General features: G+C 70.7%; 12 protein-coding genes and 2 pseudogenes. 5 read left to right on the top strand and 9 right to left on the bottom strand.

Translation table 11 applies throughout. The annotated features are described in order from the left end of the window. Window positions 1-20: 20 nt before the first annotated feature. From QE454_RS04680 to QE454_RS04660, 5 genes and pseudogenes are all read right to left on the bottom strand, one after another. On the bottom strand, window positions 21-1,655 hold the full coding sequence (locus QE454_RS04680; RefSeq protein ID WP_307457577.1) for a class F sortase: 1,635 nt from the start codon (window positions 1,653-1,655) through the stop codon (window positions 21-23). Then, window positions 1,652-2,557, bottom strand: coding sequence for a DUF4397 domain-containing protein (locus QE454_RS04675; RefSeq protein WP_307457580.1), 906 nt, complete (start codon window positions 2,555-2,557; stop codon window positions 1,652-1,654). The genes QE454_RS04680 and QE454_RS04675 overlap by 4 nt, the downstream gene beginning before the upstream one ends. 47 nt (window positions 2,558-2,604) lie before the next feature. Then, window positions 2,605-4,533, bottom strand: a complete 1,929-nt coding sequence (locus QE454_RS04670) for a hypothetical protein (protein ID WP_309668539.1) — start codon at window positions 4,531-4,533, stop codon at window positions 2,605-2,607. 53 nt (window positions 4,534-4,586) lie between these two features. Beyond that, window positions 4,587-5,477, bottom strand: a complete 891-nt coding sequence (locus tag QE454_RS04665) for a glycosyltransferase family 2 protein (RefSeq protein WP_309668786.1) — start codon at window positions 5,475-5,477, stop codon at window positions 4,587-4,589. A gap of 61 nt (window positions 5,478-5,538) precedes the next feature. Next, a pseudogene (locus QE454_RS04660) lies at window positions 5,539-5,697 on the bottom strand (glycosyltransferase family 2 protein); the annotation flags it as partial. 533 nt (window positions 5,698-6,230) lie between these two features. Here QE454_RS04660 and QE454_RS04655 point away from each other — a divergent pair. Both QE454_RS04655 and QE454_RS04650 read left to right on the top strand, forming a co-directional pair. Beyond that, window positions 6,231-6,365, top strand: a complete 135-nt coding sequence (locus QE454_RS04655; protein ID WP_307457589.1) for a hypothetical protein — start codon at window positions 6,231-6,233, stop codon at window positions 6,363-6,365. A 27-nt stretch (window positions 6,366-6,392) separates the two neighbouring features. Next, window positions 6,393-6,530 (top strand): hypothetical protein, encoded by a 138-nt coding sequence (locus QE454_RS04650; RefSeq protein ID WP_267788428.1) that lies wholly within the window; start codon window positions 6,393-6,395, stop codon window positions 6,528-6,530. Window positions 6,531-6,620: 90 nt separating this feature from the next. On the opposite strand, the gene QE454_RS04645 is transcribed toward QE454_RS04650, so the two are convergent. From QE454_RS04645 to QE454_RS04630, 4 genes and pseudogenes are all read right to left on the bottom strand, one after another. Then, complete coding sequence (locus QE454_RS04645; protein WP_210076007.1) at window positions 6,621-7,331, bottom strand: FadR/GntR family transcriptional regulator; 711 nt, start codon at window positions 7,329-7,331, stop codon at window positions 6,621-6,623. 77 nt (window positions 7,332-7,408) lie between these two features. Beyond that, window positions 7,409-8,843 (bottom strand): annotated as a pseudogene (locus QE454_RS04640) (GntP family transporter). A 35-nt stretch (window positions 8,844-8,878) separates the two neighbouring features. Next, window positions 8,879-9,778 carry an NAD(P)-dependent oxidoreductase gene (locus QE454_RS04635; RefSeq protein WP_210076011.1) on the bottom strand — a complete coding sequence of 300 codons (900 nt, stop codon included), beginning with the start codon at window positions 9,776-9,778 and terminating at the stop codon, window positions 8,879-8,881. 27 nt (window positions 9,779-9,805) lie between these two features. Next, window positions 9,806-11,245, bottom strand: a complete 1,440-nt coding sequence (locus QE454_RS04630; protein ID WP_307457595.1) for a four-carbon acid sugar kinase family protein — start codon at window positions 11,243-11,245, stop codon at window positions 9,806-9,808. A 164-nt stretch (window positions 11,246-11,409) separates the two neighbouring features. Here QE454_RS04630 and QE454_RS04625 point away from each other — a divergent pair, with 164 nt between their 5' ends. The 3 genes from QE454_RS04625 to QE454_RS04615 all read left to right on the top strand — a co-directional run bounded on the left by QE454_RS04625 (window position 11,410) and on the right by QE454_RS04615 (window position 14,252). After that, entirely contained in the window at window positions 11,410-12,285 is an 876-nt protein-coding gene (locus tag QE454_RS04625; protein ID WP_307457598.1) for an ABC transporter ATP-binding protein, read from the top strand. After that, complete coding sequence (locus tag QE454_RS04620; protein WP_307457601.1) at window positions 12,282-13,085, top strand: ABC transporter permease; 804 nt, start codon at window positions 12,282-12,284, stop codon at window positions 13,083-13,085. Before QE454_RS04625 ends, QE454_RS04620 begins: the two co-directional genes overlap by 4 nt. A 153-nt stretch (window positions 13,086-13,238) precedes the next feature. Further along, window positions 13,239-14,252, top strand: coding sequence for an aldo/keto reductase family protein (locus QE454_RS04615; protein WP_307457605.1), 1,014 nt, complete (start codon window positions 13,239-13,241; stop codon window positions 14,250-14,252). Window positions 14,253-14,269 lie beyond the last annotated feature (17 nt).

Genomic DNA, 14,269 nt, shown 5'->3' with positions numbered 1-14,269 from the left:
CCCCGACCGACCTCGCCGCTTCAGCCGGCTACGGCCGTGACGACCAGGTTGTCCACGTAGTGGCCGGTGGCCGGGTCCCACGCCCCCGCACACGTCACGATCCGCAGTTCCGGGGTGGGGACGGGAGCGTAGATCGACGCGGTGGGGAAGGTGTCCTTCTCGACGGTCTGCAAACCGGTCACGACGAAGGTCGCCGTCGTGCCGTCGCTGCGCGATATCGATACCCGGTCTCCGGCTTCGAGCCGCGGGAGGTCGAAGAAGACGGCGGGGCCCGTGGGTGAATCGACGTGCGCCGCGATCACGGCAGGTCCCACGGCGCCGGGCAGCACGCCCTTCTCGTACCATCCGACCGCGTTGTAATCGGTGGGGGCTTCGATCCACCCGTCTGCTCCGCGATCCAGACCGACGAGGTCGGAGTCGACGCCGATGGCGGGAATCGAGATGTGCGTGGGCGTCGCGGTAGAGGCAGCGGGCGCTGAGACCGGGTCCTGCAGCCCCGCTGCGGCCCCGCGCGCGTCGCCTGCGGCGGCAGCGCCCCCGCTGGTCGCGCCGGCCGCCGCCCCGTCGTCGCTCAGCGGCGGGCAGCCGCCGAGCACATCATCGCTCAGCATGGCCGTGGTCAACGCGTTCCATGCGTCGCCGTAGTACGTCGGCGTGCTCGAGGAGGTCTCGGTCATGCGCGAGAGGTCCGCGCGCGCGGCCTCGTCGCGATCGCCGCCGGCGAGGGCTGCGGCTCGAGCCGCGTAGGCGCTCGCGTGCCGATCCCCGGTGACGCCCCCGCCACCGGAGTCCAACTCGGCGGGCAGCACGTCATCCATGGGGAGCGCGTCGGCCATCCGACCCGCCAGGGCGCGGTCAGCGGGATCACACGACTCCGCGAACCGGATCGGCGTGCGAACGGCGTCGTATCCGTACCGCGGCTCGCCGCCGCCGCCCGCGGAGCCGGCGATCGCTACCGTGCCGTCGTCGGCGACCGTTGCCCAGTTGGTCGGCAGGGGATTCGCATCGAGCAGAGCCGCGGTGGCTGCGCGACTGCCCTCGGCCAGTTCGTCCCACCGGGTGTCCCCCGACGCGTCCGACAGCACCGCGTATGCGGCCGGCGATGCGTAGGAGGGGTTGTAAGCGTGCGGCGTCGAGGTGGCCCATGGCCCCGGCAGCAGGATGCGGCCGAGGGCGGTGGTCGCGGTCATGCGATCGAGCAGCGCGGTACCCAGCTCGACTCCTCGCTCGCGGAGGTCGTCGCGTCCGAACTCGTCGCCGGCCAGCACCAGGGCGCGCGCGGCGTCGAGGTCGGCGTCGGAAGCGGGCTGATCATCGACGACGGAGCCGTCCTTCCACTGCCAGGACAGCAGCAGGTCGTCGCGCTGCAGGTTGTCGACGGTCCAGTCCCAGATCCGGTCGAACTGCTCCTCGTCGTCGGCGGCCACGGCCAGGAGCAGGCCGTACGCCTGCCCCTCACTCACCGTGTCGCCACCCTGATCGGTTCGCACGACGCGTCCGTCGTCGACGTAGGTCGACAGGAACGCGGATGCCGTGGCGACGGTACGCTCGCGCGCGTCGGAGACCTGCTGCGTCGGCGCGGTGCATGCGCTGAGCGTCACGACGCAGACCGTGGCGACGACAGCGGCCGCGAGGGTCTTCCTCCCGCGCATCATGCGGTGCCCTTCGAGGACCGACGGCGCAGCACCACCATCGTCGCAACGAGTCCGCCGAGGAGTGCGACGACGCCGCCGATGAGCCCAGCGGGCGCCGCGGACTGCACCGCCGTGCCGCCGCCGCCCGTGTGGATACCGCCGGTGGGCATGTCGGCGAGAGTCGCCGAGTCGGTGACCGTCCGGGCGGTCAGCGCGCCCGCGGCGTCGTCGAGCACGAAGATGGTCGAGACGCTCCCCGCGGGAAGGGCGACGGCGGAGGATGCCGTTTCGCCAGCGCCCGAGAGCTCGAGGTTCCAAGAGCCGGCGGGCACGGCGGCGTAGCCGGTTGCGGAGCCGGAGGTCACGGCCTGCGCGATCGACCGGCCCTCCGCCGTGTCGACGTCGACGCGGGGCTCGAGCGTGGACGCCTGCACGACGCGCACGCGTGCCTGGCCCTCCGCCGGGGCGGAGAGGTCGTCGTCGAAGACGGTGGTCTTCAGCTCGGCGTTGCGCCCGTATGCCGCAACGGTGATGGGCTCTCCCGCCGACACGTCCACCGACTGCTGCACGACGGGTTCGGAGTCGTCCGTGGCGTCGGAGGGGACCATCGACACGACGTACGTTCCCTCGGCGAGAGGGATGTAGTCGCTCACCGCTCCGTACGAGACGTCGTCGAGCTCGTAGACGACCGCACCCCCGGCCAGCGCGGTCATCTGCACGTCGACCGATTTGGTATCGGGCGAGAGATGCGCGACCCGGGCCCAGCCGCTCGGTGCGGCCGGTGCGGCCGGTGCGGCCATCGCCGCGGGCGCCGTTGCGACGCCCAGGGCCAGGGGGAGTACGGCTGCGGCGGTCAGGGCAAGGCCGCGCAGGCCGATCCGAGACCGACGGGCGGAACGGGGGGAGGGGGAGGAGATGGTCATGGCGGATCCTTTCTTCGGGGGGAGGGGGATCGAACGGATGAACGGGATCATGAAGCGGGGCGGGGGAGCAGGTCGGTGGGTTCGTCGGGTGAGAACGTCACGATCACCCCGGCGTCCCCTCGCTCGACCGAGACCGGGCGCAGAGGACCCGCGAGCGACGAGAAGAACCGCACGACTTCGTCGGCGCCGGGAGCGTCACCGCGTGCGTCCTGACCGGCGAACGAGCTCACGACGAGCTGCCGGTGGACGCCCGAGGGGTCGCCGCCCAACTGCGCGATGTCGGCGATATCGACGCGACCGGTCGCCGCCAACTGGCCCAGCGTGAGCAGGATGCGGCCGTCCACGATGCCGGAGGTGAGCAGGTCCTGCTCCGGGCCGGGCACACCGACGTCGGGGTTCTGCAGGAGCTGCTGACCGGCGACGGATCGGGCGGCGTAGAGCCCGTCGTCCGAGGCCTGGGCCAGTGCCGCCTGGTTGCGATCGACGAGGCGGACGTCGACCTGTTGCGCGCCTTCGCCGAAGGACGCCACCACCACGCTGTTGTCGATCGCCTGCCGCACCGTGGGGAACTCGGTGGGGAACGTGCGCATCGAGTCCGTGGTGACGACGTAGTCGTAGTCGCGCCACCCGTCGGGAGCGAGGCGCTGCACGTCGGTGTCGGTGTCGGCCTTGTAGTACCAGACCACGTTCTCGCGGTCGAAGCCGGCGTCGACGAGATCGACCCACATCGCGTCGTCGACGAGCATGCGCGCGTCTCCCGGCGCGTTCTGGGTCATCCATGTCTCGGCGTCACGGAGGGGGCGGTCGAGGTCGGCGAGCAAGAAGCCCCGGAGCTGCGCCGCCCACAGCGGCCCGGCCGCGAGGAGCGCGACGATCAGGCCGGAGGCCAGCGCGACACCCGTGAAGCGCTGCAGCACGGCGTCCGCGCGCAGCGTTTCGACGGCCCATTGGCCCATGCCGGCCACGACGATCGCGGCGAACGGCAGCAGCATGATGACGTACGGCACAGGGAGGTAGCCCCCGCGGAACATGAACGCCGTCAGCGCCAGCAGAGTGATCGCCCACGGCCTCAGGCGACGAACGAACAGCGCGGCGACGGCGGCGGCCAGCGCGGTCACGATGAGCACGGCGTCGAGCTGCCACCACAGACCGATGGTCCGCGACATGAGGCTCTCGGGATCGAAGAGCGATCCGCTGCCCTCTCGCGACGACAGCTGGAAAGCGAGACCGTCCCACAGGCTCACCCGACCGGGTGCCGGGGTCACCTCGCCCTTCACCAGCGCGAACGCCACGTAGGTCAGGCCGATCAGGGCGAGGACGGAGGCCGCGACCGACACCGTGTACCGACGCGTCGTCCGGTCGGCGCCCCGCCACATGAACCAGGCCACGAGCGGAAGTGCCAGCAGGTAGGTCTCTTTCGTAAGGACCGCCACACCGAAGGCCGCCGCCGCACCGGCGTAGCCGATCAGCTGGGCGCGCCGACTCATCGCGAGCAGCAGTGCACCGAGCAACCACGCGGTCGCGATGTTGTCGAGGTACACCTGACGGTGGAACTGCACCGCGAGCGGCGACAGCAGGAAGATCGCCACGGCGACGGATGCCGTGAGCCGGGCGAATCCGATGCGGCGTACGAGGCACCAAAGCAGCACCGCGGCGATCGCGGTCGCAACCAGCATCGCCTCGCGGGCGGCGATCACGGCGACGTCGTATCGGTCCCACGCGTCGGTGAGCCCGGCCCACGCCGCGATCTGGATCCACCCGAGCGGCGGATGGTCGTACCAGTACGTGTAGTGCGTCAGCTCGCCGAGATTGCCGAGGCTCCACGCCTGGGCGGTGTAGGTGCCCTCGTCGTCGATGCGCTGGGGCGAGCCGCCCAGGTTGAGGGCATTGACCAAGATGCCGATGAGCAGCGGAGGCACAAGCCACGCGGCATCGACCAGACGCTCGCGCCACCGCGATCGTCGGGTCTCTGACACCCGCTCCGCTCGACGAGAGGCGGGGACAGGGGACGTGCGATCGAGGATGGAGGTCATCGGTTCACCGCCACCGTCGTGGTCACGAGTTCGGACGTCGCGGCCGGGGCCGCGGCGGCATCCCGGTGCGCACCCGTGTGCTCGGTCTTCTCCCAACTGCCGTCGCCCTTGAGCTGGCGAACGACCGAGCGCACGGCCGCGGCGGCGAGGAACACCTGGTAGGGAACGAGGCCGAGGACGAGACGGACGTAGTCGCGCACGCGCACTTTCTTGTCGTAGACGCGTCCGAACTCCGTCAGCCCGGCAGCCTCCGCGACGAGGGTGATCACCGTCGGCACCAGGGGGAGGAACGTGATGAGGGCGACGGGCGTCGGCACCTTGATCAGCAGGATGAACGCGATCGAGATGGGGATCAGCAGTCCGGTCGCCGCCTGCAGGAACGGCATGTTCAGCAGGTAACGGGCGTACATGCGCTGGCGCAGGGTCGGCAGTGCCTTCCATTCGCCCTTGCCGAGCACCTGCAGGAAGCCCTGGTTCCAGCGTGTGCGCTGCTTGTAGAGCGACTTCAGCGTGGGCGGGGTCTCCTCACGCGTGACGTATTCGGGGTTGTAGGCGACGACGACCTTCGCGCCGTCGCTCGACAGGCGCACGCCCAGTTCGCAGTCCTCGGCCAGGCACTGGTCGTCCCAACCGGCCGACCACTGCAGCCGCTCGCGAGTGACGAAGACGGTGTTGCCCCCGAGCGGGATGAACTTCGACCGGGCGTGGAAGTGCAGACGCGAGCGGAACCAGAAGTAGTACTCGAGCACGTTGCGCAGCGACCACCAGCTCGTCTCGAAGTTCATCAACTGCACGCCGCCCTGAACCACGTCGGCGCCGGTTTCCTGGAACTTGGAGTCGACGACGGTGAGCAGACCGGGGTGCACCTCGTCTTCCGCGTCGAACACGCCCGACCACGTCGCCGGTGGCGATCTGCAGGGCGCGATTGAGCGCCTTGGGCTTGTTCTTGGGGACGCTGTCATCGACGACGACCTTGATGAGGTCCGGATGCCGCGCTGCCGCCTGGCGGACCACGAGCTCGGTGCCCGGGTCGTCGTGCCCGACGATCGCGATGATCTCGAAGTCGGGGTGATCCTGTTGCGCGAGGCGATCGAGGGTCTGGCCCATGACCTCCTCTTCGTGTCGACCGGGGACGAGGAGCGTGAAGCGGTGTCGAGCGGGTCGTGGGGACGAGCTGAACTGCGTCGCCCGCAGGTCGTCGGCGGAGCGCCAGGCGTGCAGCATCCACCACAGGGTCGTCGTCGCGACGACGGTCAGGGCGAGAGCGAGCACGATGACGCCGCTGTAGCCGAGCCATTCCCCGATCGACCAGTCGGGAAGGAACCCGCCGGGGGCGGAAGTGCCGGGCTGGACGGGGATGACGGTGTCGGTGACGCCGGTCGAGCCTTGACCGGGGGCGGGGGCGACCGGCGTCAGCAGGGGATCGGGCGTCGGGTTCGGGGCGGTCTGCGAAAGGAGGGGGGACTGCAGCAACGACAAAAGAACCTCCAGCGTCCACGTGGACGGTTCGAGGGCGGTAAGGGGATCTGCGCGACGACCGGGGGCGAAAACGTCTCGCACAGGTGGTTCGGGGGCAGGCGGGGGGAATGGTTTGGACGGCACAGGGGATTGCCAGGCTCGAAGGTCGAGGCCGTACCCCGATGTCGCGTTCGGAGACGAGAACGGACACCTTCTCGACGTCACCGTCGAGCGGCGGGTCGTTCATGGCGCAGGGGCCCGGCCCGCAGCTCATCGAGACTCTCGTCGGCGGGTTCGCCGTCACGGTGCTCGGATGAGATGCCGCCTCCCCGCACGGCGCCCCGGTGACCCACACGGTGTGGGCCGCTCAGACCGGGGGAAGGGTGCGCGGCTCCTGGCCGATCGAACTCGATATCGTCGAGGGGCCGACGGTCGCGGTCACCGCGTGGCTGGTCGACGTGGATCCGACCAGCCCGGGCTGAGCCTGCTCCCCGGCTCGCCTCGCCCGGCGGGGAATCCATGAGGGCGGCGCTGCACCGGCGTCCGCGATGCCGCAGGCTGCGACGGCGGCCTCAGCGGGCGCGGCCTGCGCCCAGCACGTGCGTGCGAAGGTCGTCGAGTGTCTGCTGCATGTGCTGGTCCATCGCGCGGCGCGCGCCCTCGGCGTCGGCGTCGCGCAGCGCCTCGAGCACGTGCTCGTGCTCGGCGATGGCGTTGTGCTGGATGACGCGGACGGCCGACGTCTGTGCGCGGCGCTCCGAGAGCACCTCGGTGAGGGGAGCGAACATCACCGTGAGGAACGGGTTGCGCGATGCGGCGAGGATGCGGTCGTGGAACGACAGGTCGGCGGCGACGAAGGATGCCAGGTCGTCGGCCTCGTGAGCGTCGCGCATCGCCGCGAGGTCGGCGGCGATGGCCTCGACCTCGTCGGGTCGTGCGCGCTCGGCCGCGAGGGCGGCCGCGCCCGTCTCGAAGATGCGGCGGAGCTCGATCAGCTGCTCGGCGGCCGAGGCGTCGCCGGTCGCGGAGGTGGCGGCGAGCACGGCGCTGAGCGATGTCCAGCGCGCGAGCGGCTGGACGAACGATCCGCGTCCGCTCTCGACGCGCACGACGCCGCGCGCCTGCAGGGTCTTGATGGCCTCGCGCACGGTCACCCGACTGACGTCGAAACGCTCGCCCAGCTCGGGTTCGCTGGGCAATACCTGATCGGCGACGAGTCGGCGCGCGACGATGTCGTCGAACAAGCCGTCGACCACCTCGTCGACACGTGAGCGTCGTGCCATGGCATCCCCCTTCCGCTCCAACCTAATCGCCGGGCCGGGGAACTCTCGTCCCCGACCCGGCGTCGATGCCGAATGCCTCAGCCCGCCAGGGCGAACACCGCCCAGGTCAGCAGGAAGCCGGCCACACCCAGGATGGTGGTCAGCACCGTCCACGTGCGCAGGCCGTCGGCGACCGTGAGGCCGAGGTAGCGCGTGACGATCCAGAAGCCCGCATCGGTGACCATCGACAGGCCGAGCGAGCCGAAGCCCACGGCCACGGCGATGGCGGCGATCTGCACCGGGCTGTACCCGGCCTCGGCGACGCCGGCCGACAGCAGGCTGGCCGTGGTGACGATGGCGACGGTCGCCGAGCCCTGCGCGGCGCGGAGTGCGAGCGTGATGAGGAACGCCGCACCCAGCAGAGGGACGCCGAGGTGTTCGAGCGTGACCGACAGGGCGGTTCCGATGCCCGAGGCCTGCAGCACCGCGCCGAACACGCCGCCGCCGGCGACGACCAGCAGGATCGACGCGATCGGGGGCATGGAGCTCTCGAACACCTCGTTCGTGCGGGCCAGACCCCAGCGGCGACGGACCGGCAGCACGAAGAAGGCCACGATGACCGCCACGAGCAGGGCGAAGGCCGGGGTGCCGATGAAGGTGGCGATGCCGCGGCCGCTCGACCCGGCCGGCAGGCTGAGCGAGAGCATCGTGCCGACGAGGATCTGCACGATCGGAAGGGCGATCAGGGCGACGACGGTGCCGGTGCTCGGCGGCGCCATGACGGTTCCGTCGGCGCGGCGCGACTCGATGACCGTGGAGGTCTGCCCGAACTCCGCCATCTGGGTCGCGACCCGCGGTGCGAGGGCGTACTCGGTGCGGTTCATGATGCGCGCGACCCAGAAGCACAGGAAGCCGAGAACCGCGCAGATGGGCAGGGCGATCGCCGTGACCAGGCCCAGGTCGGCACCGAAGACACCGGCACCCGCCACGATGCCGGGGTGCGGCGGGACGGCCACATGCACGGCGAGCATGAGACCGAACATCGGCAGACCGAACACGATCGGCTTGACACCCGCGATCTTGCTGAAGGCGTAGAGGATCGGCACGAGCACGATGACGCCGACCTCGAAGAACACCGGGATGGCGACCACGAACGCCACGATGGTCAGGGGCGATCGCCACGCGGCGCGGCCCGAGGCGGTCGGTGAAGCTCTCGGCGAGCTGCTGCACGCCGCCCGACACCTCGATGAGGCGGCCGAGGATGGCGCCCAGCGCGATGATGATGAGCACCTTGCCCATCGTCGAGCCGACGCCGTTCGCGACCAGGGTGAAGACGTCACCGGCGGGGATCTGCGCCGAGATCGCCACGACGACGCTCGTGATGAGCAGCGAGACGAACGCGTGCACCTTGAACAGGATGATGAGCACGAGCAGCAGGGCGATGCCCGCCGCGGCGATGGCGAGCAGCGGACCGGTGCCGAACTCCACCGCCGGGGCGATGGGCGGGGTGTCGGCCGTGAGGATGGGAAGCATGGCGGGATCTCCTTCGATCTCGGGTGAGCGTGTCGTCAGCCGTGACGACGTTCGGGGGCGACGGCGCGGATGACGGCGGAGTCGTCGTTCGAGCCCAGGCCCTGGGCGCGACCGCTGAGGTAGAGCTGCTCGGCGGCGGCGGCGACCGGGGTGGGCAGGCCCACGCGACGCGCGGCGTCGCCGACGATGCCCATGTCCTTGACGAAGATGTCGAGAGCGCTCAGCACCTCGGCGCCTTCCTCGTCGTACGCCTGGAGCATGCGCGGGCCGCGGTTGCCGAGCATGAACGACGCGGCGGCACCGCCCATGAGGGCCTCGAGCGTCTTCTCGGGATCGAGTCCCAGGGCGTCGGCCAGGGCGAGGGCTTCTGCTGCGGCGGCGATGTGCACGCCGCAGAGCAGTTGGTTCACGGTCTTCAGTGCCTGGCCGTCGCCGGCGTTGTCACCCACGACGGTCAGGGTGGATGCCAGGAGCTCGAGCACGGGTGCCGCCTTCTCGCGCGCGGCGGGGGAGGCGCCGACGACGATGAGCAGGTCGCCCTGACCGGCGCGCACGGGACCGCCCGAGAGTGGCGCGTCGACGAGATCGATGCCGTCCGCCTCGAGGCGCTCGGCGACGGGACGGATGCCGGCGGTGCCGACGGTGCTGGTGAGGATGACGACCGATCCCGGGCGCAGTGCGGGCGCGATGCCGCTGTCGCCGAAGAGCACGTCGTCGAGCTGGTACTGGTCGCGCACCGCGAGCAGGACGGCGTCAGCCTCGGCGACGGCCGCGCGGGCAGAGGGGAACGGAGTGACGCCCTGCTCCTCGGCGAGGGCGAGGCGCGACGGGGCGATGTCGAAGCCGTGGACCGTGAGCCCGGTGGCCAGGCGGGTGGCCATGGGCAGGCCCATGGCTCCCAGCCCCAGGACGGCGACGGTGGAGGTGGTGGTCATCGGAGAGCTCCTTTGCGTGCGGATGGGTCAGCGGCCGGTGACGGCCGAGGGCGTGCGGGTGAGGGTGGACACGACCTGGGCGAGGGCGTCGTCGTCACCGACGTTGCCCGCGAAGACGACGTACGGGATGCCGGTGGCCGGGCCGTCGGCGGGCTCCCAGAGCGAGATGATGCCCGGCAGCATGGGGCCGCGCACCGTGGCCTGGCGCATCGCGAGCCCGTGGGCGGCGACGTCGCTGGAGGTGATGCCTCCCTTCGCCACGACGAAGCGCGGCCGGGTGCGGGCGACGACCTCGCGCACGACGTCGACGACGGCGGCCGACACGGTGCGGGCGATCCGCAGACTGTCGTCGGCGGTCGCGGCGGTGGTCACCGTGCGGGTCGTGCTGATGACGACGTCTGCGCCCTCCAGCTCGTCGACGACGCGGTCGGCGATGGCGCGGAGGTAGGCGGGCGCGCCGTCGGCGTCGAGCACGCGGGCGACGTCGATCTCGATGTCGGTGAGGTCGGGATTCGTCTCGCGCAGGCGGGAGAGCTGGCGGGTGGTGACGGCCACGTGCGAGCCCACGACGATCAGCCCGCCCCGGTCGGTGCCGCCGTCGGGGTAGATCTCGGCGGCCGTCAGCGGCTCGCGCCTCTCGCTGCCGATGCGGGCGCGCACGAAGGGCGGTCCCACGCGTGAGAGCAGGGTCGTGCCGCGCCGGCGTGCCTCGATCAGACCGAGCGAGATGAGCCGCAGGTCGTCTTCGGTCACGACGTCGCACACGATCGGGGTGAGGTCCACGGCATCCTGGATCGCATCTGCGACGGCCGTCGCGCCCGCGCGGATGGTGCCGAGGTCGAGCGTGATGACGGCGTGGGCCGGGTAGCGACCACCCGACTTCTCCTCGACCCAGGCCGCGAGGTTCGAGCTGCGGTAGCCGAACGTCGCGTCGCGGGCGAACTCCGTCTCGCCGATCGGTTGCAGGTCATCACCGTCGCGCATGTAGTGGACGCCGCCGACGGTGATGCGACCGGCATCGGGAAAGGCGGGGACGATCACGACCCCGTCGATCGGTGCGCCGCCCGCCGCCGCGACGGCGGCGGCGAGGGTGTCGGTCTCGAGCGGGAAGTGCCCGCGCAGGGTCGAGTCGCCCCGGCTGACGAATTCGACCTCCACTCCCGCGGTGGCCGCGGCGGCGAGGGCGTTCTGCGCCACCTCGAGGTTGCGCAGGCGAGCGTCGTCGTCGCCGAGGCTGCGGGCGTTGGTGAGCACGTAGACGGCGGGGGCCTCGGTGGCGAATACCGCGGCGAAGTCGTCGATCTCCCAGCGGGTGAGCACGGGCAGGTCGGCGACCGACTGCGTTCCCGTCGGATCGTCGTCGAGCACGACGAGGCGGGAGCCGAGCGCCTCGGAGGCCGCGCGCACCTCGTCGGCGCTCACGGCGGCAGGGGCGGGGAATGCGCGGAGGGCGTGCGCTTCGTTCATCGTCTCACTCCTTCGTGGTGTGACCATCAGCGGTCAGGCGTCAGCCATCATATGGCGCTGCGTGTCGGATGCCAAGACCTGTTCGCCGCGTATCGACCGATGGATGGATGCCGTTTCCCCGGCCCGTCGTGCCGGTCCGCCCCGCTCGCCGCCAGACTGGGGACATGAGCGAGAACGTCGTGCGGGTGGAGAACCTGCGCAAGACCTACCGAGGGGGCCTCGAGGCGCTGCGCGGGGTGAGCTTCGACATCCGCCGCGGCGAGACGTTCGCGCTGCTCGGCCCCAACGGTGCAGGCAAGAGCACGGTCATCGAGATCCTCGAGGGCTACCGTGACCGTACGAGCGGCGAGGTGCGCGTGCTCGGCGTCGACCCGCACCGCGGCGGTCTCGACTGGAAGGCGCGGCTCGGCATCGTCCTGCAGAACACCGGTGAGGCCCCGACCGCGTCGGTGCGCGAGCTGCTGGCCCACTTCGCCGCGTTCTATCCGCGGCCCCGCGACGTCGACGAGGTGATCGCGGCGGTGGGGCTGAGCGAGAAGGCGAAGGTGTCGGTGCGCAAGCTCTCGGGTGGTCAGCGTCGCCGCGTGGACGTCGCCCTCGGCATCATCGGCCGACCCGAGCTGCTGTTCCTCGACGAGCCGACCACGGGTTTCGACCCCGAGGTGCGGCGGCAGTTCTGGGACCTCATCCGCGAGCTGCAGGACGAGGGCACCACCATTGTGCTGACGACGCACTATCTCGACGAAGCCGCCGAGCTGGCGGAGCGCGCAGCGATCATCGTCGGCGGGCAGATGGCATCCGTCGGTCGTGTCGACGAACTCGGGGGACCGTCGGCGCGTGTGCCCTTCGTGCGGTGGCGCGAGGGTGGCGAGGTGCGCGAGGAACGCACGCAGGACCCCGGGGCCGTGGTGGCGGAGCTGTACGCCCGCCTCGGCGAGCCCGAGCGGCTCGAGGTCGTGCGCCCGAGCCTCGAAGACGCGTACCTGTCGTTCCTCGGCGACGAGGCGCGTCGTATCACCGCGGCCGGGGGTGTCGCGTGAGCCGCGTGCTGCGGCTGGGCGCCGCGCGCATCGCCTTCGAGGTGCGCTCGTACTTCCGCCAGGGCGACTCGGTGTTCTTCACCTTCCTCTTCCCCGTGATGATCCTGCTGATCTTCGCCGTCGCCTTCGACGCTCAGACCTTCGGTCCGCCCGGAGACGAGGTGGATGCCGCGCAGTTCTACCTCCCCGCGATGCTCGCCGCGGGCGTGCTGCTGTCGGGCTTGCAGAACATGTCGATCGACATCGCGATGGAGCGCAGCGACGGCACGCTCAAACGCCTCGGCGGCACCCCGCTGAGCCCCGTGTCGTACTTCATCGGCAAGCTCGGTCAGGTCCTGGTGACCGGCTTCCTGCAGTCGGTGCTGCTCATCGTCGTCGCCGCGGTGTTCTTCGGGGTGCCGCTGCCGACGGAGCCGGAGCGCTGGCTGACCTTCGCGTGGGTGTTCCTGCTGGGGGTGACCACGTGCGCGATCCTCGGCATCGGCCTGTCGGCGCTGCCGCGGACCGGGCGCAGCGCCACAGGCGTCGTCATCCCGATCGTGCTCCTGCTGCAGTTCATCTCGGGCGTCTACATCAACTTCGCAGCCCTCCCCGAGTGGCTGCAGAACGTGGCGAGCATCTTCCCGCTGAAGTGGCTCGCGCAGGGCTTCCGCTCGGTGTTCCTGCCCGAGGGCTTCGCCGCGGCCGAGCCGTCGGGCTCGTGGGACCACCCGCTGATCCTTTTGGTGACGGGACTCTGGCTGGTGCTGGGGCTCGCGCTCGTGCGTCTGACGTTCCGGTGGATCCGGAAGGACGCGTGACGGCGAACCCGCCCTCGCACCCCCACGCATAAACGCTTCCCGCGACCATAAACACGCTCTGCTCGCGTTTCCGTGCGCGCAAAGCGTTTATGCGTGAGGGGGGGGAAGGGATGCCGCGGCCCCGGTGCCGGTGGCCGGGTCTAGCGTGGAGGGATGGTCGGTTATCGCTATCTCGGAAACAGTGGATTCAAGATCTCGGAGATCACCCTCGGCAACTGGGTGACCCACGGCTCGCAGGTCGGCGACGACGCGGCGATCGCCACGGTGCACGCCGCCCTCGACGCGGGCATCACGACGTTCGACACCGCCGACGCCTACGCCAACGGAGCGGCGGAGACCGTGCTCGGCAAGGCCCTCGAGGGGCAGCGGCGTGAGTCCCTCGAGATCTTCACGAAGGTGTACTTCCCCACCGGTCCCAAGGGGCCGAACGACACCGGGCTCAGCCGCAAGCACATCATGGACTCGATCAACGGATCGCTCGAGCGCCTGGGCACCGACTACGTCGACCTCTACCAGGCCCACCGTTTCGACTACGAGACCCCGCTGGAAGAGACGTTCCAGGCGTTCGCCGACGTCGTCCGCCAGGGCAAGGCGTTGTACATCGGGGTGTCCGAGTGGACCGCCGAGCAGCTGCGCGAGGGGCATGCGCTCGCGAAGCAGCTCGGCATCCAGCTCATCTCGAATCAGCCGCAGTATTCGATGCTGTGGCGCGTGATCGAGGGCAAGGTCGTGCCGGCCAGCGAAGAGCTCGGCATCTCGCAGATCGTCTGGTCGCCCATGGCGCAGGGCGTGCTGAGCGGCAAGTACCTGCCCGGCCAACCGGTGCCCGAGGGCTCGCGCGCGACCGACGAGAAGAGCGGCGCGACCTTCATCAAGCGGTTCCTGAACGACGACACCCTCGAGGCCGTGCAGCGCCTGAAGCCCATCGCCGACGAGGCGGGTCTCTCCATGCCCCAGCTCGCGATCGCGTGGGTGCTGCAGAACTCCAACATCGCCGCGGCCCTGGTCGGAGCCTCGCGCCCCGAGCAGCTCGTCGACACCGTGAAGGCGTCGGGAGTGACCCTGGATGCCGACACCCTCGCCGCCATCGACGAGGCGCTCGGCGACGCGGTGTTCTCCGACCCCGAGAACACGTACGAGGTGTCACCGAAGGAGCGCGTGGCCTGAGTCGAGCGCGGGCGGGG

It is taken from the genome of Microbacterium sp. SORGH_AS_0454, assembly GCF_031453395.1.
Taxonomy (GTDB): domain Bacteria; phylum Actinomycetota; class Actinomycetes; order Actinomycetales; family Microbacteriaceae; genus Microbacterium.
Note: the sequence above shows the minus strand (reverse complement) of the source record. Positions and strands in the feature narration are given on the sequence as shown.